Raw genomic sequence first — 19,245 nt, 5'->3', positions numbered from 1 at the left:
AAGTGGCGTGCGCCGGTGAGTGGATCGCCACTGCAGCTAGCAATGGCAAAATGAAAGAGCGGAGATCCATGCTTATCGCGCACCACGGAAACTGAGAAACGGCTGCTTGAATCGCGACCGGGGTCCGAGAAGTTCGATGATAAGATGACGTATCTTTTCGAACAACGAATTCGCTTCCCAATCTCGCAGATCGTCATCGAGTTGGCAGTCGTCTGAAGAGAGGGTGTCGGCCAACCAGGGAATGAACAGGGCCAGCAATTTGGTGGCAGGCTCATTATAAGCCTCAACGGATTCAAAAATCTCGACTGCTAGGAATGCCCGAACGTGATCTATGCCGAGCGCTTCGGCAATTTCATCGAGCCGGTCCTGCTTGGGAATCGAACGCGCCTTGAGGAAGGAGCAAATTCCAGAATGATGGGCATTAAGCTTGGCGGCGAGCTGCCTTGAAGACAATTGCTGCCTCGTCGCCTCGTGTCGATATAAGTCGGCGTACAAATCTATCACATTCATGACCCGATCCTCGCTTGGCGCGTCTCATATTTTTATGACTTTCGATTGAAAAATCGCGATCCCGGGCCAAGCACAAAGGACCGAAATTAAAATGTCAACATTAGAGGGCTTTAGTCGGAGAGATTTATTCTCCGGTGATTGCCGAGAACGCGAGGCGATGCATCTCGATGTTGGAGACGACGCGCCCGGCGCGTGCCGCGAGGCGGTAGCGCGCGGCGCTGAGAATGTCGTTGGTCGATTTATCAAGATGAATAGAAACGAGTATGTCGCCCCGCAAATCATCCTTGTTCGCGTAGAAAATTAGATCCTTGACAGTAAAAGATTCTAATCTCTGCCGTCTATGCTTCACAACATATTCGAATATCTGGCAAAGGGTTTTTACGTCTTTTTCGGATATAGTGAGCTGGTATATCGCGAGCGCAAGGCTTTTCAGGAAAACGTCACTGACTTTATACTGAATTGAGACGCGCGATTTTCTCATATAATTACCACCCTCGATGTCCTGAGGGTGCGCGCAAGAGCAGCTGAGGTGCCCTTATACCATAGCTGAAACCGTCGCGTCATGCCGACAAAAGGGCGAAGAAATTCTCCAGCCCGTCGCAAAAATGCGACATACATTTTCAACGAATCAATCATTCTGGTTCTATTAGGACCATTTTGAATGTTATTCTCGTAAGTTTATTGCTTTTCTGTTGACAGCCCTAGGCCGCCGTCTGCCCCATGCGATCGGCGCCCCCTTTGGGACGCCGATAAACAGATGGGAAATGAACCATGCAAACCATAACCATGTCCAAGAACCGGGGGCTGTTCCGCAAGGAAAACCTTCCGCTTCTGGCGGCGGCAGCATTCCTTGCGTTCGTCGTGCTTGCTGGTCCGGCTTTCGCCGGCACCGACACGACCTTCGATACCGCGTTCACGAAGTTCACCGCGTTCCTCGAAGGTTCGGGCGGAAAGATCATCACGATTATCTCGCTCGCGCTCGGCCTCGTCGGCATGGCCTCGGGCCGGTTCAGCCTGGGCCAGATCGCACTCCCCGTCGGCGTCGGCATCGGCGTCGGCACGGGCGTTCCGATCGTCACCTCAACCGTGACGGCAATTATCTGATCTGGACGGTCCGGGTTTGCGCACCACGCGCGCTGAATTCGGACAATAGGGCGGGGCGGTTATGGATCGCTATGTAATTCCGGGGAGACTGGACGAACCCGAACGGATCGGGCTCTGGACCATCGACGAATTCGTCGCAATGGCCGGGCCTTTCGTGATGGGTATCCTCGTTCAGCATATCATCTGGGGCATATGTTTCGGAATCTTGGGTTGGTGGGTCTTGCGAAAGGCAAAAGCGGGACGTGCTGGTTCTTGGCTTATCCATATGGCCTATTGGTATTTCCCTAGTGGGGTGATGGGGATCCGAGCCGTTCCGCCTTCTTATCTTCGATTGATGGCGGGGTGAGCGATGGAAGCTGGATTTAGCCAGGCGCAGGCGCAGCGCGTCCTGAAGCAGCGCAACATGCTGGTAATCGCGAGCACCGGGCTCGCCATAGTCACCATTTTTTCTTTGATCGCCGCGTCGGCGCGGGACCGCGAGATTGTCTTGCAGCCCGTGCTTACCCGACAGGTTGAACTGAGCAGCTCGGGTGTTAGTCGCGAGTATCTCGAGCTTGTCACGCGAGATGCGTCGGTCTTGATGCTGAACCGCAGCCCTTCGAGCCTCGACTATTGGTTGGAATCGGTCCTGAAGATCGTCCATCCGTCGGCTTATGGCCGCATCAAGGGCGATCTTCTCAAGATCGTCAACGACCAGCGCGGTTCGAGCGTCTCGCAATATTTCGCACTCGAAGGTCTGCGTGTCGACACGCAGGGACTGACGTCGGAGGCTACCGGCACGCTCAATACCGTTGTCGGCCGCCAAGTTGTCGGTTCGGTCAAGCGGACGTTTCGCTTTGAGTGGACCTACACCGGCGTGGAGTTGCGTCTCATCGGCTTCGGCGCCGTCGTCCCGAATAAGCCGGATGGCGAGGTGACGCTCAGCGCCCCCGCCCCGGCACCCCTATGATGGAGGTTCTCATGCCCGTGGCACTCGGCGCCGGCGGTGTGCTGATTTCAGCGCGCTCGATCGACAGGCTCCACCGCATTTTCGGCGTCGGCTTGATCGGCGCCGCGCTGATGGTTTCGCAAAATGCATATGCGGACGAAACCGTTATGGTCGAAGATAACTCCCGCGTTGCCTGTGTGGCATCAGAGAAGGATCTGACCCGCATCAGTCTGATCGGTGACGAATTCGCCAGTGTGTCGAAGGTGCAGCCGACGAACCCGTTGGACGATTTCTCAGTCGTCAACGAGCCGACCCGGGGTGATATTTATCTTTCGGTCCCGGAAGGCTTCCGCCCCAAGATCCTGTCCTTCTTCGGCACCACGAAGAAGGGCTATGTCTACAAATTCGGCTGCCGGATTGAGGCAATCGAGGCACAGCAGATATTCGTGTCCAATCCAGTTGCGCTCGCTAAGGTCGAAACGCCAGACGATTCCGACGTTGAGGCGCCCGATGCCGATGAGACGGCCGTTCGCCTTATTCAGGCGATGGCATCGCAGGAGGTCGTTCCGGGTTACCGGATGCGCCGATCCGCGCTTGTTCCCGTGCAGGCCGGCGAACTGACCGTCCAGCTCGTGGCAGAATATGAAGGGCAGGATGTCGTCGGCCGCATCGTGCGGATCGAGAACAGCTCCGCCGCACCCATTGAAATCTCTGAGGCGCGCATCGCGCCGGCGGACGCACTTGCCGTGTCGATCGCCAATCCGAAACTCGCGCCGCGTCAGGCGACGTCGGCTTACGTCGTCGCCCGAAAGCAGGGGAGCTAAAAATGGTAGGTTTGCCTTCATTCTTCAAAGGCGGGTCTCCGCGCGGTGCCACCGCTGCGCCCGCGGTTCCGGAGGGCTCCAGCCTTTCCGTCAATGAAGGCGTCGAAAAGCGGCAGCGGATGCTGCTTTTCGGCGTCGGCGGCTTGTTGCTGACCGGAGCAGGCTACTGGCTGTTCTTCACCGGCAACTCCGAGACGCCCGGTCAGGCGAGCGAGATCGCGTCGCAAAACATCAAGGTTTCGACAGATGATCTCGCGGCGCGGAATCTGTCCGAGAAAGAATGGCTGTCAATGTCGGAAAACCGGCTGACGCAGCAAGATAACCAGATTCGCCGAATGTCGGGGCAGGGCGATCAGCTCGAGCAAATGCAGGCGCAGATCGATGCTTTGAAATCCGAAAACTCGAATATGGCATCTGAGGGGACCCGCGTTCTCTCGGCCTACGATGATGAGAATCGCTCGTTGAAAGAGCAGCTAGCGGCGGCGCAATCGGGTCCACGACCAGGCGCGGGACCTACCGCGTTATACGGCCCCGGTGGCCCGGCTGCGTATGACTCCGTTGCTGGTGCGGCTGCCGCTGCCGCTCAATCGCGGCGCGAGCTCAAGGTGATCAGCTTTGCGGCCACGCCGGCGTCGACCGGTGGCGCGGCAAAGGCCCCGGCGAGCGGAAACATGTTCGTATCCGACAGCCCGAATTACCTGCCCGCGAACAGCTACGCGAAAGCGCGGGTGATCGTTGGCGTCGATGCAGCTTCCAACGTGCAGTCGCAATCCGACCCTCTCCCGGTTGTGCTGCGCATCGTTGGCCCCGCGCGCTCGGTCGCGCAGAATGGCAAGGTGTTGACGACGCGGATCGATGGATGCCTCGTCAATGGCGCAGCGCGCGGGGATCTCTCTTCGGAGAAGGTTTATGTCAAACTCGCCAAAATGACCTGTCCGCAACCGGGCGGTCGCTACGCTGAGACAGAGGTCAAAGGCTTCATCGCGTTCGGCGGCAAGACGGGCGTTCGCGGCCGTGTGGTCAGCCGCGAAGGCAGTCTCACGATGCAGGCGTTCATGGCTGGCCTTGTGGGCGGAATCGGTCGGGGCTTTTCGGCCAATTCGACGGGTTTTCTCTCGGGCGGCACGACGATCGTCAATGGGGAGCGCCAGAAGCTCTCGACCGGCGACATCGCCAAGGGCGGCATCGGCGAGGGCGTGAGCCAAGCCGGCGACATGCTCTCCCAGTACCTGATCGAACGGGCCGAACAATATCAGCCGGTGATCGAAATGCCGACGGGCGTCGAGGTGGAAATCGTCTTCCTCGACGGCGCGTTCGTGCGCAACTGATGAAAGGGCGTAAGATGAAGCTCAAGGTAGCATTGCTCGCGATGGTGGCTTTTGGCGGGGCGGCAACCGCCGTCTATGCCGCCGACCGTCTCGAACCGACCCGTGTTTCCGCTCTCCTGAAAGCGCGGCTTCCGAAGACACAGGTCTCGGCGATCGATTGCGACAAGGTGGCTGGGCTCTGTGAGGTCGTTGCGGGCAAGACGCTGTTCTATGTCGACGGCAGCGCACGTTATCTCATCGTCGGCCGCGTCTACGATATGGAATCGCGGCAGGATCTGACAGCGGCGAAGCTGCTCGAGATGAACCCCGATATGCTTCTTGGCGGTGCGGCGAAAGCGGGCGTCGAGGAAGAAGAAACGCCAGTGGCGCAGCTCGCCAATGCGGCGGGCCCGAGCCGTGCCGCGCCTCCGCCGGCAGCCGCGCAAAAGGTCGACCTATCCAAGCTCCCCGCTACTGGCGCCATCGTGTGGGGCAACCCGTCGGGCGCGCCCGTGACGATCTTCACCGATTTGCATTGCGGGTTCTGCCGCGCGCTCGCGAATGAGCTCGAACAGATGAACGTGCGTGTGATCGAGCGTCCGATTTCGACGCTGGGCACCCGCGATCTCTCCAATCGCGTTTACTGCGCGAAGGATAAACCCCGCGCGCTGCGCGCCGCATATGCCGGTGCGGAAGTTGCCCCGGCGACCTGCGACACAAGTGGCCTTGATGCGAATGAGAATTTCGCGCGCGCACATGGCTTCAGCGGGACGCCCGTCCTGGTGCGATCTGATGGCACCGTGCTTGAAGGCTATCGCCCGCGCGCTGTTCTGGAAACTTGGCTCAAGGGAGCGAAGTGATGGAGCGTATTGATCGCGCAGAAGCGGGGCTCTTTACCCTCTTCTTTGTGGGCCTCGCGGGCGCGGCGGTTGTCGCCAGCGCCGGATTGACTGAATTCGGTGTAGCGGGGCGTTACGCGTTGCTCTTTGCGCTGATCAAATCCTTGTCGATCTGCATGATGCTGGTCCTCGGCGCCACATTTGGCGGCGAAGCGCTGTTCTCCCTTCGCCTGAAGCGCCGCCGCACCCTTGCCATCAATAGCAACAGGAGCTGACGACATGCGTGCTTCACCGCTTCTAATTCTGCCCGCTGCGCTCGCCCTCACGGGCTGTGCCTCTATGGGCGGAAACGTCAAAGGGAACTTCATATGCCGCGCTCCCGATGGCATTTGTTCGCCAACTTCGAATATCGACGATCAGGCGATTGCCTCCATGATGGGTGGCGCCGCAGCGGGCGCCGCCGCTTCCCCGATTGCAGCGAGCGCTGCAGCGGCCCATTCCGCAGCATCGCTTAAAGTCGTTCTGCCTGCGCGGACGGATCGTTTCGGTCGCTGGCGTGATGAAACGGTGGTCTACGTCGAGCCGCAGCTTGCTGCAGGTCACTCCGCCGATCGTCAGCTGGCTGGCCCCGGCGCGGCGATCCCTGCCCGGTTGTCGTTGGTTGAGCTCGCGGCGGGGGCGCCGGCGCCGGCGGAGCTGGCCAGTGTTTCGCAGCCGATATCCGCAAAGCCTATAACCGGTGAGGTTTTCCGGGCCGAAGTCGAACGCCGGCTTTCTGCAACGCGAAAGGGCACCGAGCCCGTGGACGTTCCGCCAGCCGATGCGGCGACGGCGGCGGCGATAGCGGCTACTGCGCAAGGGGATACGGTCGTCACCGCACCAGGACTCGGCGGACAACCCGCACCGGACGGCAACTGATGGCGGGCTGGCTCGATAAGTTCCTCGGCGAACTGCTGGGCGGTCCGCGCAAGGTCGACAAGGCGTTGCCGTCGACCGCAATTCCGATGTTCGCCGATTGGCTTCCATATCGGAGTTTCGATCCGAAGACGGGGCTTTATTACAATAGCGCCTCGCGCGGCTTCATTCTCGAAGTCTCGCCGTTGGTCGGCGCCGACGATCAGACCAGCGAAATCATCGCGCAATTCCTGTCGGAAGGCATACCCGACAAGACCTCGATCCAGATCCTTCAATGGATGAGCCCCCGTATCGCCGATCGCATGGTGCAGTGGTTCGTGCCGCGGCAGATGGCGAAGGGTGTCTACGAGCGCATCGCGCAGCACCGCGCCGACTATCTCGAACAGGGCGTTTGGTCGAGCCTCTCGACCGACGCGCCCTTTCACCTCCGGTCGCATCGCGTCTTGATCTCGCTCGGAGTTCCGGAAGGCGCGAAAGTCACCGACGAAGAGTTGATCGCGCTGCGCGAATCCATGTCGTCAATGTTGCGGTCGATCGATGTCGAGTCTCAGATCCTCGATCCGGTTGGGCTTTTGAAGCTCATTGATGATTTGACCTCGCCGACGACCGTTTCGGGCGAGGACGTGGTGGATTATAACCGCTTCGATCCGATTGCCGATCAGGCCGTGCGCCGCGATATGGAGATCGTCACCGATCCGAACCGGATTCTGGTGCGCACCGAACGGTTTCGCGCTCTCGGTGCGCTTCAGGATGGCACGCCGGAAATCGGCGAGGTCGTCCCCGACCGTTTCGACTTCCGCTGCTATGCGATCCGAAATCTCCCGCCCCGTTGGGCGCCGTGGGACACCGTTCGCCTTATTGGCGACCCCTATATCGACAAACTTCGTATGCCGTGCCCGATCGCGACCCTGCTCACGATCTACTACCCGGACGAGCATGCGGCCACTGCCAAGGCGTCCTTCAAGTTCATGCGCACGACGAGCCTCGCCAATTCTCAGAGCGCCAAATTCACTCCGCAGGTCCGCGATCAGTCGCGCGAGTGGGAATATGTCCAGGACCAGCTCCGGCAGGGTCAAAAACTCGTGCGCGTTTTTTACGGCGTGATGAGCGTTTCGCCATACGGCGATGGCGACCGCAATGAACGCAACCTCAAGGCGGTCTATAAGGCAGCGGGTTGGGAGCTTCAGGACGAGCGCTATTTGCAGATGGCGGGCTTGCTGGCTGTGATGCCGCTGACGATGGCCAATGGTCTGGCTAGGGACTTCGAGCGCTTGAAGCGCTTCCGGACGATGTTGACCACTACCGTCGCGAACATTGCTCCGCTGCAGGGCGAATATAATGGCGGTCTGATACCGCACATGCTGCTTCTCGGCCGCCGCGGTCAGCCTTTCTTCTGGTCGCCGTTCGAAAACACCGCCGGCAACCACAATGTGGCCGTCTTTGGCAAGTCTGGTTCAGGTAAGTCGGTGTTTCTTCAGGAAATGACGTCGGCACTGGTCGGCGCCGGCGCGAAGGTCATCGTCATCGATGACGGCCGAAGCTTCGAACATAGCAGCAAGCTGCAGAACGGCGAATTTGTCGAGTTTACGATGAGCTCGGGTTTCTGCCTGAATCCCTTCTCGATGATCGATGAGGAAGAAGCAAGGCAGGACGAGGATTATAGGCTCGATTGCATTGCGATGCTCAAGGCGATCATCGGTCAGATGGGTAGGCACATCGATCGTCTCGACGACACAGAGCGCGGTCTCATCGACGCCGCGGTTAATGCAGAGTGGGAAGCGCACGGCATTCGCGGTTCGATCGATGGGGTCATTTCGTCGCTGAAGGACACCGGACACGTCCAAGGCGAGGCGCTCGCGATCGCGATGCGTCCGTTTGCAGATGGCGGTACTTACGGCCGTTTTTTCAAAGGCCAATCCACTTTGAAGATCGGGGCGTCCCTCACGGTGTTCGAATTGTCGGATCTGTCCGCTCGCGAAGAGCTTAGGTCCGTGGTGTTGGCGGCAATCATGTTCCTGTCGGCCCAGGCGATGCGTAAGGATCGCGGCACGCGCAAGGCGTTGTTGCTCGATGAAGCTTGGCAGCTCCTCAAGGGCGGCTCGATGGCCGATTTCGTCGAGACCTATGCGCGAACCTGCCGCAAATATGGTTCCTCGCTCATCACCGCAACGCAGTCGCTCAACGATTATTACAAATCTGAAGGGTCGATCGCGGCGCTGGAAAACAGCGACTGGTTTGTGATCCTGCAGCAAAAGCCGGAAACGATCGCGGATTTCAAAAAACTCAACCGGTTCGATATGAGCGATGCCGTCGAGGCCATGATGCGATCGCTGAAGCGCAACGGCACCGAGTATTCAGACGTGATGATCAAGGGCCCCGAGATGCTCGCTCTCGGTCGCCTCGTGCTCGATCCGTATTCGTCGACGCTTTATTCGTCGAGCCCACAGGTCTTCGCATCGATCGACCGCAAGGTGGCAGCCGGCCTTACCATGGCGGAGGCGATCGAGGAGGTGTCCTTCCCCGGTCGAGAGAATGCCCGTGGCGGCCGCAGTGACGGGTATGCGGAGGCAGCGGAATGACCGTCTCGGCCGCACCGCTGTCGCACCGTGCGCGCGCTGTGGATATCCAGCCCCGCAAGCTGCTCCAGGATTTCGCCTATTCGCTGGTCTCGGTGACGTGCTGGCTGGCGATCAATTGCCTTGCTGCTGCAGGCCTCATCCTCGGTCTTTTTGTGCTTATGGCGAACGCCAGCGTCGACCAGTTCTTCGTCGAGGCGGCCAATCTGTCGAACCATTATGTCGCAGCCGACGATCTGCGTCGTTCCGAATTCGCTGAGGTCCTTCTGTACCTCTTCGGCGGCTGTGTCCTGTTTTTCTGCATCACCCGGCGCGGCGCGCTGATGGCCGATAAGGCACCCAATCAGGGGGAAATTTCCAATGACTGAACAATTGGTTTTGAAGGTCGGCGATGAGCCGCTCGTTCCGGCAACGGATGCGACTGCGCCGGCGGCGCGGCGGGGCGGCTTCGCCGGTTTCACCTGGGGGCAGCTCGCAACGGGGACCGCTTTGATCGCGGCCCTTGTCTGGGGCGGTTGGACAACGCGCGAGCTGCTGATCCTGAAAGATCGACGCATCGTTTCGATCAGCCTGGCGGGGATGGCGAACGACTTCATCATGGCTGAAGCCCGGTCGGGCGTGAGCGCGGAACAAGTGGACGCCGACACGCGTCATTTCATGTCGGCAATGCAGAAGACGCTGCAGGATCGGGCCGCCGCCGGCGAGACGATCGTCGTCAGCGAAGCGGTCGTGGCAGCGTCGGTTCCGGATATCACCCCTGAGGTCCGGTCGGCGGTTGGCGAGTTCATCAAGCGGAATCCTCCTCCCCGTGTCGGCGGCATGATGGGTGCCCCGGCGATGCCTGGTCTGGCGCCGACCTCGCCGCCGGCGGCGCAAACTATGCCGGCGCCAGCGCCCGCCCCCCTCTTCGGCGGTGGTGAAGGTTTGCTGCCCGGCGGGGGCCAGTGACGAAATGGCATGGGTGCGCTCGCCGTTCTGGCGGAATTCGCTGATAGCGATCGTCGCGGTAGCTGGGACCGGAGCGTGGTTGTCGCTCGACAACTTTGCGCAAACCCACGGCTTCCTCATCAACCGGACGCCATCGTTGCCCAATTGGGCCTATTTCTTCGAGCGGGGTAAGCGCTTGGAGCGCGGGGAAATAGCGTTCTTCATTCCGCCGTCCAATCCGCTCGTCCATGCGCACTTCGGGGCTGAACCTCCAGCGTTCGGCAAGATCGTCTATGGAATGCCGGGCGACAAAATCTTGCATCGCGGGTCGGATGTTATCCTGAGCTGGGAAGCTGGCCCGCACGGCGATGCGCCGTCGGAGCGCGTGGTCGGGAAGCTCAAGCCTTTGTCGTCGAGGGGGGAGAAGCTGGAAGCCGGACCGACCGGCGTGATTCCCGACGGCTGCTATTATATGGGCAGTCCGCATCCCGATGGCTTCGATAGCCGGTATGCCGCGATCGGGTTCGTCTGCCGGCGTCAAATTCTCGGCGTCTCGAAATGGTCACTCCTGTGAGGCGGCGCCTGCTTCTTCTTGGAGCGGTCGCGTGCAGCGCCTTCGCACCTCTGGCCGCGGCAAAGGACTATGGCCAGCAAGGCGCGGTCTTTCGCATCACGGAGCCCGATCTTCTCCGCACGATCGAACAGAAGTTGCGGACCCTCGAAGCCAGCGGGGGAATTGAGCGCATGAATGCCGAGCTCACTCGGCGCACGGAAGCGGGTGTCCGGCGTCCTCGACCGGTAGCTGGCATCGCACTGGCGGTGCGCGCACGCAGCTGGATCTTCGATCCGGCGATGGTCGTGGAGAAGGACATCTTCGACAATAAGGGCAACGCGATCGCGCGGGCAGGCCAGCGCGTCAATCCGATGGATTTCGTTACGATTCGCCAGAAGCTTGTGTTCATCGACGGCGATGACAGGGACCAGCTCAATTGGGCGCTGCGCCGCTTCGACGACCAGTCCGCTAAGCTGATCATGGTGAAGGGCGCACCGCTCGATGCGATGACGCAGCATCAGCGCCGTTTCTATTTCGACCAAGGTGGCTTCTTGGTCGGTCGCTTCGGTATTCGCGCCGTGCCGGCGATCGTGGAGCCGGACGGCAAGGTCATGCGCGTCTCGGAAGTCCCGCTCGGGGTTGGCCGAAAATGAGTTTCTTGGCAAAAATCTTCGCAGCCGCGTTTGCGCGTCGATGGCTTCCGGCGACGCTGCTGCTTGCTTCGGTGATGGCGATGTCCGCATCTGCACCCACGGCGAGTGCTCAGATAAAGCCTGGAATTGAGGGCACGCCCGGAAAATGTACGGGTAAGTTCGTCAACCCGGTAACCGACGTTTGCTGGTCGTGCTTGTTCCCGCTCTCGGTCGGCGGGCTTAAGATCATGCCGTCCAATCGTCCCGACACCGAAAATCCTGACCTCCCAATTTGCGCCTGCGGGTCTCCGTTGCCGCGGATCGGCGTCGCAATGGGGTTCTGGGAACCGGTTCGGCTTGCCGATGTTACGATGAAGCCTTGGTGTTTCGCGAGCCTCGGCGGCAAGAAGATTTCGCCGGGCTTCAATATCGGTCATGGCCGTGCGGCCGACAGTGTTGATGGGCACGATCGCGGCGCAAAATGGCACGTCCATTGGTACGTCTATCCGCTGCTATACTGGATGGAACTATTGACCGACGTCGCCTGCCTCGAGCAGGCCTCGTTCGATATCGCGTATGTGACCGAGATCGATCCGCTGTGGCAGGATGACGCACTCACGGCGCTCATCAATCCCGAAGTTGCATTGTTCGCCAATCCCATCGCGCAGACCGCTTGTTCTGCCGATTGCGGGGCAGCTACCCTGAAGCTCCCGCTCGACCCGCTCTTCTGGTGCGCCGGCTGCCTCGGATCGATGTACCCGATGAACGGGAACATCTCCGAGCATATCGGCCATGTCCAGTCCAGCCGCCTCGCGCTGTCGCGATTTGCATTCAAATTGCACCGCCAAGGCATCGCGTGGGGAACCATGGGCAAGAAGGGTCTGTGCGGCAAATATATCATGCCGATCATGCGCAAGCAGCAGTACCGGTTTCAGGCCACCGTGCCCTCGCCGATGGTCAAGGGCCGTTGGGCCTGCCCGCCGATCGGCGCCTCCGACATGAAGCCCGGATCCGGCAACACCTATCCCGCTGTCGGTGAAGACATGGGTTATCTTGTGTGGAGGAAGCGAAATTGCTGCGTCCTTTGAACAATTGGTCTCGCAAGGCCAAGGTCTTGGCGGCCGCCGCCGCAATCAGCGTGGTCGGCGGCGTCGCCGTTCTGGCGCAAACTGTGGACGGGCTGGATCTTCAAGCGGTGCTGAGCCGCGGCGAAGCTGCCGATCCGGATGCGGAAGCGCTCGTCCGCGAAGTTGCGCGGCGCGGCGAGGAGATGCGCGAAGAGGCGAAGTCGGCCGCCGATGGCGGGAATCGCAATCTTCGCGATAACAGAGGGATCCTCGGTGGCGGTCCTGCAGGCCCGATCGACTTCGATCAGATGTTGCAGGCTTCTAACGATCTCGAGGCGAGTGATAAGGGAGCACCCCAGCTCATCGTGTTTGCGTCCTTGTCGATGCCGGAACAGAGCCTGAAGAAGCTCATTCGCGACACGGCGAAGGCTGGCGGCACGGTCGTCTTTAACGGCTTCCCGGGCAACTCCATGAAAGCCTTCCAGCAGGGCATCATGAAGGTTGTCGACAATGAAGACGCCTACGGCAGCATCGGTATAGATCCCCGGCTATTTCGCGCATTCGACGTGACCGCCGTGCCGGCGATCGTCGTCGTGACGTCCGAGTTCGAGCTTTGCGATGGGTTCAACTGCCGGACCTCTGTCCCACCCTTCGATCGCATGAGCGGAAACGTACCGCTTGAATACGCGCTCGAGACGTTTGTCGACGGGCGTGGCCCGGGCGCGCCGATCGCTGGCCAGGCGCTTGCGCGGCTGAAGGGAGGCCGGGGCATATGAGCGACAACCTGCTTTTCGGCGCCGTGCAGCGTTGGACCCGGTGTGCTGTAGGCATATGTGGGGCAATATCGCTTTCGGTTGCGGCCCCCCTGAATGCACTCGCGCAGACGGCGCCGGCCTCGGGAGAAATCACCGCCGCGGGCAAAGACGGCGAGGCCTTTGCCAAATCTGGGAAAGAAGGCGCCGCCTCGATCCCCGACCAGGAAGTCAATTCAGACGTCATCCCTGGCTACGCGACTGCGCCCGACGATCTATCGAATCTGTTCGGTAGCGATGACGGAGCGCTGAATTCGGCGGGCGGCAGCGCCGTCGGGAACGAAGCTTGGCAGGTGATGATGGGCGGCGACGCCAACCGTTCGCAGGTCGATCCAGCGTGGCTCGAGGACATTCGCCAGAAGGGTCAGGAGATCAACGAAAACGCCGGAAGCTCGGGGCTCGGTGAAAATATCTCCAATACCCCGGGCACCTGCGAAGAGGTCAAAGTCGGCGAAAAGCAGGACTATTATGACGCGACTTGTGACGTCGGCGTAACCGTAACCACCCCGGATCGCGTTGAAGAACTGAGCTGCCCTGATGGGTATACGCTCGTCGGGCGGACCTGCACCAAGACGCTCACGCAGCCGGCGGACGTGACCTACACTTGTCCGGATGGCGGCGTTCTGCAAGGAACGACTTGCGTCGTTACCCAGCCCGCGGCCGTGTCGAGTTACAGCTGTCCCCCGGGCTTCAGCCTGCAGGGCACAACCTGCACTCGCACGACGACCGAGGCGGCGGTCATCACCGGATATAGCTGCCCGGCAGACTATATGCTCGAAGGTGATCGCTGTGTTCGCACCATTCAGCAGTCGGCCACCCCGAACTACAACTGCCCGGCAGGATATATTCTCGAGGGCACCACGTGCCGGTCGAAATCGACCTATGCGGCGACGGCCAGCTATAGCTGCCCGAACGGGTATAATCTGACCGGCACGACGTGCTCGCGGACGCTCTCGCAGCCGGCGGAGGTTCGCTATACGTGCCCTGCGGGCTACGACCTCTCCGGCACGACCTGCACGCAGACGGGGACGTACACTGCCGTCCCCAATTACAGCTGCCCGTCGGGCTATACACTCGTCGGGACAAGTTGCACGGCGACAGGCAGCTATGGCGCCACGCCGAATTATAGCTGCCCGAATGGGGGGACGCTGCAGGGGAGCGAATGCGTCACTTCGGGTAGCTACGCGGCGACCGCCAGTTACAGCTGTCCCAACGGCGGGACGCTCAACGGCACGAACTGCATGACGACATCGCAGACGCCGGGCACGCCAGTCTACCAGTGCAGCGGGTGGGCCATCCCGATGGACCCCTATACCTTCGAGGGCCAAACCTATTGCGGCATGATTAAAACCGGCAAGACCTGCCCCACGGGCTGGATCGGCTTCTACAAGGAAGGTGTTGCCCAAGGCTACTCGGGCCGGAAGTGCTTCTTCCATCCGAAGGTCAATTATACATGCCCGGGCGGTACTGTCCTTGAAGGCTCCATGTGCACGATGGTCTCGGCAACGCCCGGGACCGTCTCCTATAGCTGCCCGAACGGCGGGACGCTCAACGGGACCACTTGTCAAACGAGCTCGTCCAGCCCCGCCTCGGTAACGTATAGCTGCCCGAGCGGCGGCACGCTGGCTGGCAATGTTTGTAACACCAGTAGCACTTTGCCCGCGACCGTCACGCATACCTGCCCCAGCGGCGGTGTGCTGAATGGAACGACCTGCACGATCGTCACGTCGACCTCGGCGTCACCGGTCTATTACTGCCCCACCGGTTTCAACCTCTTGGGAACGACCTGCTCGCGTACCGATGAGACCAGCGCGACCGTCACCTATAGCTGCCCGAACGGTGGCAGTCTGGCGGGCTCTGTCTGCACGATTGACCTCGCGCAGCCTGCCGACGTTACATATAGTTGCCCGGCAGGCTGGGAAGTCCAGGGCGACAAGTGCAAGTCGGCGCTCTCGCAGCCGGCGACACCGATCTTCTCCTGCCCGACCGGTTACAGCCTCGATGGCAATATGTGCAGCAAGACCGAGACGCAGCCCGCGATCACGAATTATAGCTGCCCTGCCGAATTCACCCTGTCGGGGACGACGTGCACCAAGACCTATCCGGCACAGCCCAATTATAGCTGCCCCGCCAATTACACCCTGTCGGGCACGACGTGTTCGCTGACTCTGTCGCAGCCGGCGACGGTCACTATGGCTTGCCCACAGGGAACCACCGAACAGAATGGCGCCTGTTACGGCGAAAGTGCTGGCCAGAGCGAGTGCGCGGAGCTCGAGGCCAATCCCAAGTGCAGTCATTTGCGCGACACCTGTCTGGACGAAGAGCCGAACGGTCCGTGCAAGGTCATGGAACGCACCTTCAAATGCCCGATTCCGAATTCAACCCCGACCGACGTGAAGGAATATGTTTGTGGCGGGTCGGTGTATTGCATCAACGGGAGCTGCAGCCAGATCGAGGATGAGGCGTCCAACGAGTTCAAGGATGCGCTCGTTGCGCTCGGCGCGATCGATCAGGTCGGGAAGGAATTCGATCCCGACACGCTCGGCCTGTTCAAAGGGACGCGCGAAACATGCCACAAGCCGGTGTTCGGTTTGGTCAATTGCTGCGCCGGCAAGGTGTCGGGTCTTTTCAGCGGTGGTGTCGCGGCCGCGGCCGCTTGGGCCGGGCTGGGTGGCGGCCCCGCTGTGCTCGCGGGTATCGCGACGCAGTTCCTGACCACATTCCTCTGTTCGAACGAGGAAAAGCAGCTTGATGTGAAAGACCGCCTCGGGTTGTGCGTGTCGATCGGGAGCTACTGTTCATCGAGCTTCCTCGGGGTCTGCCAGACGAAGCGCAAGGCCTATTGCTGCTTTGAATCGAAGCTCACGCGGATCCTGCAGGAACAGGGCCGCCCGCAAATCGACAAGCCGTGGGGCAAGCCCAAGGAAGAGCAGTGCGCGGGCTTCACGATCGACGAATTTTCGCGCCTCGACATGAGCAAGATGGATTTCTCCGACATCTACGCGGACTTCCTCGAAGCCGTAAAGCTCCCGGAAGAGGCTCAGATGGCCAGCGAGATTCAAGCAAAGATCGATGCTTATTACAGGCAGAATGGACCGGGAGGCCAACCTGGCCCGGGAGGGAATTGACGCAGATGACCGACTCCACGCCGATCAGGGCCGCCATCGACCAGGCGCCGGCAAATAGTCCACCGTGTTCGCTGCGCGCTGCCGTGGTGGAGCGTTCAGATATTCCTGACGTGATAATCCACGAATGGGCCGTTCTGAAACTCTACAGCGGCGAAGCGCCGATCGAGGCCAATAAGATCAAGTATTTGGTGGGTAGGTGTTTTCCTCCGCCGCTTACCATGCGCGAGCTGGACGACGGTCCGGTCGGCAATTGTTGGTTGGCGCGGGACGACGACGATTTGAAGCTTCCTGCGACTGCGACGGGCTGTGAAAATTTGGCGCGCATGAGCGACTCGTTCGGGCTAGCCGACTTCTCCGCTGACCGAGTCAGCATGGCTAAACGGAGGCCGGACAAATGACCGTCCGCTTGGCCAGCAAGGGAGATGCCGCGCATGGAGAGGGAAGAGTTCGACCACCTGAGCCCAGAGGAGCAGAAAGCTCATCTCGCGCGGATCGAGCGGTTCATCATGGCCCCGGGCCATTGGCCCGAAGTGAACAGTTTACAGCTTGGAATATTGCTGCGAGCCGGTGGCGATGCGCCGGTGGCAGTCGAAGAGGTCATGCTCTCGATGCAGAATTGGTTTGGAATCAATCCGGAAGAGCTCTCCCACACGATCCAGCCGATGATCGAGAAGGAATGGGTCGAATACAACGACCATGGCTTCGTCCAGACGACGCCACTCGGCCGCGAGGTTCTCGCGATGCACAAAGCGCCGCTCACGAAAGCGGTCATGTGGTCGCTGAAAAGCGGCATTTCCAACATGGAGGAGCGAGATGAAGAAGGCGATCCGTAGTTCGCTCGCGCTCGCATGCGCCGGCTTGGTCGCAGCCGGCTCACCGCTATATGCGCAGCCGCAACCAGAGTCGGCCGAATCGGCATCATCTCCCAATGACCGATCGGCCGACGACAGCGAGGCATCATCCGGTGATTTCTATTGCGGCGATCGCAAGCTCGGGATCTGGTTCTATTGCGAGAAGCCGAAACCACGACCTTCCGAAAAGAAGACGCCGGCGCCAAGTGCTACTGCAGCCAGCGAACGTCTAGCTTCGATCTCCAAGGAACTTGACGAGCTGAAGGCAAGGGCGATCCTTGAGCCCTCCGAAGAAAACGTAACTGCCTATATCCGCTTCCAGCGTGAACAGCTGGACCGCGCATCGATGTTCTCGGACGTCTGGCAGCGGTCCATGTGGCAAAATCCCGATCTCGATTACACTTTGCAGCGCCCGGTGACGACGCTGGCGAAGCGAGCATGGATTGATAACCGCAAAGCGGAGCAGGAAATGGCGCTTCGCAATCTCTCGAAGCGCTACGGGATCTTTTACTTCTACGCCCAGAGCTGCGGTGCCTGCGACATTTTTGCTCCAATCCTGCGATCGCTCGCTGATGGGAGTGGCTTCAATGTCGTTGCCGTCTCCATGGACGGCGGCCCCAACCGCGTTTTTCCCAATTACGTCGTCGACGTCGGCCAGCACGCCAAGATGGGTCTGAGCTCCAAGGCGACGCCCGCGCTCGTCCTTTACGACACCGTTCGCAAGCGGCCGATCCCAATCGGCACGGGCATCTTGTCGGCCGACGAAATCACCGAGCGGATTTTCACGCTCACGAGCACCAAAGCGGGGAGTGACTTCTGATGGCTGACCTTACGTTCGTCGCGCGCATCCGCATCGCCGTGTCACGCATAGGAATCGGCGTGATTGCTCTCTCTGTTGCAGCTGCGCCGGCACAGGCGGGCGTCGGTGATGAGATGAGCGAGTTCTTCAATGACATGGGCGCCTCGGCGAATGCCACCGGCGCGACTGCCTATCAGGGACAATCCGCCGGCTACTATTCGCTGGGCTCCGTCTGGGCACGCTTCCCGCAAAAGAGTGTCTACCCAGCCAATATCCAGCTCCCGAAGGTTCGGGCGGGTTGCGGCGGCATCGACATCTTCACCGGCTCCTTTTCCTTCATCAACATGTCGGAGTTCGTCGCGAACCTGAAAGCGATCGCCAACAACGCGATCGGCTTCGCCTTCAAGCTCGCGATCGACAGCATCAGCCCACAAATTGGCGGTGTCATCGATCAGATGCAGGACATCGCCAACAAGGTGAACCAGTTCAACATGCAGAGCTGCGAGTCCGCAGCGGCGGCCGTCGGCGCCGTGTGGCCGAAGGTCGATGCGGCCGAAGATCGTATTTGTCAGTCGATCGGTACGTCGGCAGGGCGCTTCTCGGATTGGGCAAAATCGCGCCGCGGTTGCGGAAATGGCGGCGAGCGGTCCTCGACTATCAATTCGAACACAGACCCGGCGCTCGCGGCAATGACGCCGGGGCCGAAGAACTACGCCTGGGACATGATCAAGCAATCGCCCCTCGAAAGTGCCGATCGCCAGATGCGCGAGCTCGTGATGACACTGACCGGCACGATCGTCGTTGGCAAGCGGCCGTCCGACAATGATCCGCTCCCCATCATTTATCGTGGCGAGGGCGATCCTGCGATCCTCGATGCGCTGCTCGACGGCGACAAGCCGATCGACGTTTTGGGATGTGACGAAACCGATAAGTGCCTTGGCCCCGGCAGACGCACTATACCGGCGCTGGGCGGCACGGCGCTGCGTCCCCGTGTTGCGGCCTTGATCCAGTCGATGAGTGACAAGGTGAGGACGAACGGGGCGCTGACCATCGAAGAAAAGAACCTTCTCGGAGTCGCCAGCATCCCGCTTTACAAGGTAGTTGCGGTTCAGGCTGCATCGGGCTTCAACCTCTCGCCGGGCGAGCTCAACACGCTCGCGGAAGTCACAGCGATCGACCTCCTCAACTCGATCGTCCGGCGGATGCTCGACCAGGTTGCGGCGGGGCAGTCGAACAATAGCAATCAGGCCGATGCGGAAAACCTGCGTCAGTTCAATGAGCAGCTCGCGCGCGTGCGCCAGCGGCTGTTCGAGCGCGAAAGCACAGTCAATCAGCGGGTCACGCGAACCTTCGAGATCGTCGATCGCGCGATGATGATCGAAAGCACGCTGCAGTCTCGGATGGCCCCGGGGATGGCGGCATCACTCAATTTTTCCCGCGCTCTCTCAGCGCAAGGTTTGCGGCCCTGATTTC

The 19,245-nt window shown here is 60.5% G+C and carries 21 protein-coding genes and 1 pseudogene; 20 read left to right on the top strand and 2 right to left on the bottom strand.

Going from position 1 to position 19,245, the window contains the following annotated elements; translation table 11 throughout:
• Window positions 1-72 precede the first annotated feature (72 nt).
• On the bottom strand, window positions 73-510 hold the full coding sequence (locus ATE70_RS10530; RefSeq protein ID WP_058537900.1) for a helix-turn-helix domain-containing protein: 438 nt from the start codon (window positions 508-510) through the stop codon (window positions 73-75).
• 124 nt (window positions 511-634) lie between these two features.
• Entirely contained in the window at window positions 635-991 is a 357-nt protein-coding gene (locus ATE70_RS24820; protein WP_156419784.1) for a hypothetical protein, read from the bottom strand.
• Window positions 992-1,296: 305 nt separating this feature from the next.
• Between ATE70_RS24820 and ATE70_RS10525 the strand changes: the two genes are divergently transcribed.
• The 20 genes and pseudogenes from ATE70_RS10525 to ATE70_RS10430 all read left to right on the top strand — a co-directional run bounded on the left by ATE70_RS10525 (window position 1,297) and on the right by ATE70_RS10430 (window position 19,241).
• The gene (locus ATE70_RS10525) at window positions 1,297-1,614 is read left to right on the top strand and encodes a TrbC/VirB2 family protein (RefSeq protein WP_443028781.1); all 318 of its coding nucleotides are present in this window, start codon (window positions 1,297-1,299) and stop codon (window positions 1,612-1,614) included.
• A gap of 61 nt (window positions 1,615-1,675) precedes the next feature.
• A complete protein-coding gene (traL, locus tag ATE70_RS10520) occupies window positions 1,676-1,960 on the top strand; it encodes a type IV conjugative transfer system protein TraL (RefSeq protein WP_058537899.1) in 285 nt (94 codons plus the stop codon).
• Window positions 1,961-1,963: 3 nt separating this feature from the next.
• Window positions 1,964-2,563, top strand: a complete 600-nt coding sequence (locus ATE70_RS10515) for a type IV conjugative transfer system protein TraE (protein ID WP_058537898.1) — start codon at window positions 1,964-1,966, stop codon at window positions 2,561-2,563.
• An 11-nt stretch (window positions 2,564-2,574) separates the two neighbouring features.
• Window positions 2,575-3,366, top strand: a complete 792-nt coding sequence (locus ATE70_RS10510) for a type-F conjugative transfer system secretin TraK (RefSeq protein WP_231732824.1) — start codon at window positions 2,575-2,577, stop codon at window positions 3,364-3,366.
• 2 nt (window positions 3,367-3,368) lie between these two features.
• Entirely contained in the window at window positions 3,369-4,694 is a 1,326-nt protein-coding gene (locus tag ATE70_RS10505; protein WP_058537896.1) for a TraB/VirB10 family protein, read from the top strand.
• 14 nt (window positions 4,695-4,708) lie between these two features.
• Window positions 4,709-5,533: a DsbC family protein gene (locus ATE70_RS10500; RefSeq protein WP_443028780.1), complete on the top strand. Its 825-nt coding sequence runs from the start codon at window positions 4,709-4,711 to the stop codon at window positions 5,531-5,533.
• A complete protein-coding gene (locus tag ATE70_RS10495) occupies window positions 5,533-5,787 on the top strand; it encodes a hypothetical protein (protein ID WP_058537894.1) in 255 nt (84 codons plus the stop codon). The genes ATE70_RS10500 and ATE70_RS10495 overlap by 1 nt, the downstream gene beginning before the upstream one ends.
• A gap of 4 nt (window positions 5,788-5,791) precedes the next feature.
• A complete protein-coding gene (locus ATE70_RS10490; RefSeq protein ID WP_156419783.1) occupies window positions 5,792-6,430 on the top strand; it encodes a hypothetical protein in 639 nt (212 codons plus the stop codon).
• The gene (traC, locus tag ATE70_RS10485; protein ID WP_058537892.1) at window positions 6,430-9,006 is read left to right on the top strand and encodes a type IV secretion system protein TraC; all 2,577 of its coding nucleotides are present in this window, start codon (window positions 6,430-6,432) and stop codon (window positions 9,004-9,006) included. Before ATE70_RS10490 ends, traC begins: the two co-directional genes overlap by 1 nt.
• Window positions 9,003-9,371 carry a hypothetical protein gene (locus ATE70_RS10480; RefSeq protein ID WP_058537891.1) on the top strand — a complete coding sequence of 123 codons (369 nt, stop codon included), beginning with the start codon at window positions 9,003-9,005 and terminating at the stop codon, window positions 9,369-9,371. Before traC ends, ATE70_RS10480 begins: the two co-directional genes overlap by 4 nt.
• Window positions 9,364-9,951 carry a TrbI F-type domain-containing protein gene (locus tag ATE70_RS10475; protein WP_058537890.1) on the top strand — a complete coding sequence of 196 codons (588 nt, stop codon included), beginning with the start codon at window positions 9,364-9,366 and terminating at the stop codon, window positions 9,949-9,951. The genes ATE70_RS10480 and ATE70_RS10475 overlap by 8 nt, the downstream gene beginning before the upstream one ends.
• 79 nt (window positions 9,952-10,030) lie before the next feature.
• Window positions 10,031-10,504, top strand: a complete 474-nt coding sequence (locus tag ATE70_RS10470; RefSeq protein WP_058538203.1) for a S26 family signal peptidase — start codon at window positions 10,031-10,033, stop codon at window positions 10,502-10,504.
• Window positions 10,489-11,136 carry a type-F conjugative transfer system protein TraW gene (gene traW / locus ATE70_RS10465; protein WP_058537889.1) on the top strand — a complete coding sequence of 216 codons (648 nt, stop codon included), beginning with the start codon at window positions 10,489-10,491 and terminating at the stop codon, window positions 11,134-11,136. Before ATE70_RS10470 ends, traW begins: the two co-directional genes overlap by 16 nt.
• A gap of 74 nt (window positions 11,137-11,210) precedes the next feature.
• Complete coding sequence (traU, locus tag ATE70_RS10460; protein WP_082640031.1) at window positions 11,211-12,203, top strand: conjugal transfer pilus assembly protein TraU; 993 nt, start codon at window positions 11,211-11,213, stop codon at window positions 12,201-12,203.
• Window positions 12,188-12,958 (top strand): type-F conjugative transfer system pilin assembly protein TrbC, encoded by a 771-nt coding sequence (gene trbC, locus ATE70_RS10455; protein ID WP_231732878.1) that lies wholly within the window; start codon window positions 12,188-12,190, stop codon window positions 12,956-12,958. The genes traU and trbC overlap by 16 nt, the downstream gene beginning before the upstream one ends.
• Window positions 12,959-15,252: 2,294 nt before the next feature.
• A pseudogene (locus tag ATE70_RS25420) lies at window positions 15,253-16,122 on the top strand (conjugal transfer protein TraN); the annotation flags it as partial.
• A gap of 5 nt (window positions 16,123-16,127) precedes the next feature.
• Window positions 16,128-16,520 (top strand): hypothetical protein, encoded by a 393-nt coding sequence (locus ATE70_RS10445; RefSeq protein WP_058537887.1) that lies wholly within the window; start codon window positions 16,128-16,130, stop codon window positions 16,518-16,520.
• A 33-nt stretch (window positions 16,521-16,553) separates the two neighbouring features.
• Window positions 16,554-16,955 carry a hypothetical protein gene (locus tag ATE70_RS10440; RefSeq protein ID WP_058537886.1) on the top strand — a complete coding sequence of 134 codons (402 nt, stop codon included), beginning with the start codon at window positions 16,554-16,556 and terminating at the stop codon, window positions 16,953-16,955.
• Window positions 16,936-17,793 (top strand): conjugal transfer protein TraF, encoded by an 858-nt coding sequence (locus tag ATE70_RS10435; RefSeq protein WP_058537885.1) that lies wholly within the window; start codon window positions 16,936-16,938, stop codon window positions 17,791-17,793. The genes ATE70_RS10440 and ATE70_RS10435 overlap by 20 nt, the downstream gene beginning before the upstream one ends.
• Complete coding sequence (locus ATE70_RS10430) at window positions 17,793-19,241, top strand: conjugal transfer protein TraH (RefSeq protein ID WP_058537884.1); 1,449 nt, start codon at window positions 17,793-17,795, stop codon at window positions 19,239-19,241. The genes ATE70_RS10435 and ATE70_RS10430 overlap by 1 nt, the downstream gene beginning before the upstream one ends.
• The last annotated feature ends 4 nt before the right edge of the window (window positions 19,242-19,245 follow it).

It is taken from the genome of Sphingopyxis sp. H053, from assembly GCF_001468225.1.
Taxonomy (GTDB): domain Bacteria; phylum Pseudomonadota; class Alphaproteobacteria; order Sphingomonadales; family Sphingomonadaceae; genus Sphingopyxis.
The sequence above is the reverse complement of the archived record's forward strand: the minus strand, read 5'-3'. Positions and strand labels throughout refer to the sequence as shown.

Excerpts from the sequence above, each read along its gene's own strand:
- ATE70_RS10530 (WP_058537900.1), bottom strand. The coding sequence starts at position 510 with ATGAATGTGATAGATTTGTACGCCGACTTATATCGACACGAGGCGACG.
- ATE70_RS24820 (WP_156419784.1), bottom strand. The coding sequence starts at position 991 with ATGAGAAAATCGCGCGTCTCAATTCAGTATAAAGTCAGTGACGTTTTC.
- ATE70_RS10525 (WP_443028781.1), top strand. The coding sequence starts at position 1,297 with ATGTCCAAGAACCGGGGGCTGTTCCGCAAGGAAAACCTTCCGCTTCTG.
- traL (WP_058537899.1), top strand. The coding sequence starts at position 1,676 with ATGGATCGCTATGTAATTCCGGGGAGACTGGACGAACCCGAACGGATC.
- ATE70_RS10515 (WP_058537898.1), top strand. The coding sequence starts at position 1,964 with ATGGAAGCTGGATTTAGCCAGGCGCAGGCGCAGCGCGTCCTGAAGCAG.
- ATE70_RS10510 (WP_231732824.1), top strand. The coding sequence starts at position 2,575 with ATGCCCGTGGCACTCGGCGCCGGCGGTGTGCTGATTTCAGCGCGCTCG.
- ATE70_RS10505 (WP_058537896.1), top strand. The coding sequence starts at position 3,369 with ATGGTAGGTTTGCCTTCATTCTTCAAAGGCGGGTCTCCGCGCGGTGCC.
- ATE70_RS10500 (WP_443028780.1), top strand. The coding sequence starts at position 4,709 with ATGAAGCTCAAGGTAGCATTGCTCGCGATGGTGGCTTTTGGCGGGGCG.
- ATE70_RS10495 (WP_058537894.1), top strand. The coding sequence starts at position 5,533 with ATGGAGCGTATTGATCGCGCAGAAGCGGGGCTCTTTACCCTCTTCTTT.
- ATE70_RS10490 (WP_156419783.1), top strand. The coding sequence starts at position 5,792 with ATGCGTGCTTCACCGCTTCTAATTCTGCCCGCTGCGCTCGCCCTCACG.
- traC (WP_058537892.1), top strand. The coding sequence starts at position 6,430 with ATGGCGGGCTGGCTCGATAAGTTCCTCGGCGAACTGCTGGGCGGTCCG.
- ATE70_RS10480 (WP_058537891.1), top strand. The coding sequence starts at position 9,003 with ATGACCGTCTCGGCCGCACCGCTGTCGCACCGTGCGCGCGCTGTGGAT.
- ATE70_RS10475 (WP_058537890.1), top strand. The coding sequence starts at position 9,364 with ATGACTGAACAATTGGTTTTGAAGGTCGGCGATGAGCCGCTCGTTCCG.
- traW (WP_058537889.1), top strand. The coding sequence starts at position 10,489 with ATGGTCACTCCTGTGAGGCGGCGCCTGCTTCTTCTTGGAGCGGTCGCG.
- traU (WP_082640031.1), top strand. The coding sequence starts at position 11,211 with ATGGCGATGTCCGCATCTGCACCCACGGCGAGTGCTCAGATAAAGCCT.
- ATE70_RS10445 (WP_058537887.1), top strand. The coding sequence starts at position 16,128 with ATGACCGACTCCACGCCGATCAGGGCCGCCATCGACCAGGCGCCGGCA.
- ATE70_RS10440 (WP_058537886.1), top strand. The coding sequence starts at position 16,554 with ATGGAGAGGGAAGAGTTCGACCACCTGAGCCCAGAGGAGCAGAAAGCT.
- ATE70_RS10435 (WP_058537885.1), top strand. The coding sequence starts at position 16,936 with ATGAAGAAGGCGATCCGTAGTTCGCTCGCGCTCGCATGCGCCGGCTTG.
- ATE70_RS10430 (WP_058537884.1), top strand. The coding sequence starts at position 17,793 with ATGGCTGACCTTACGTTCGTCGCGCGCATCCGCATCGCCGTGTCACGC.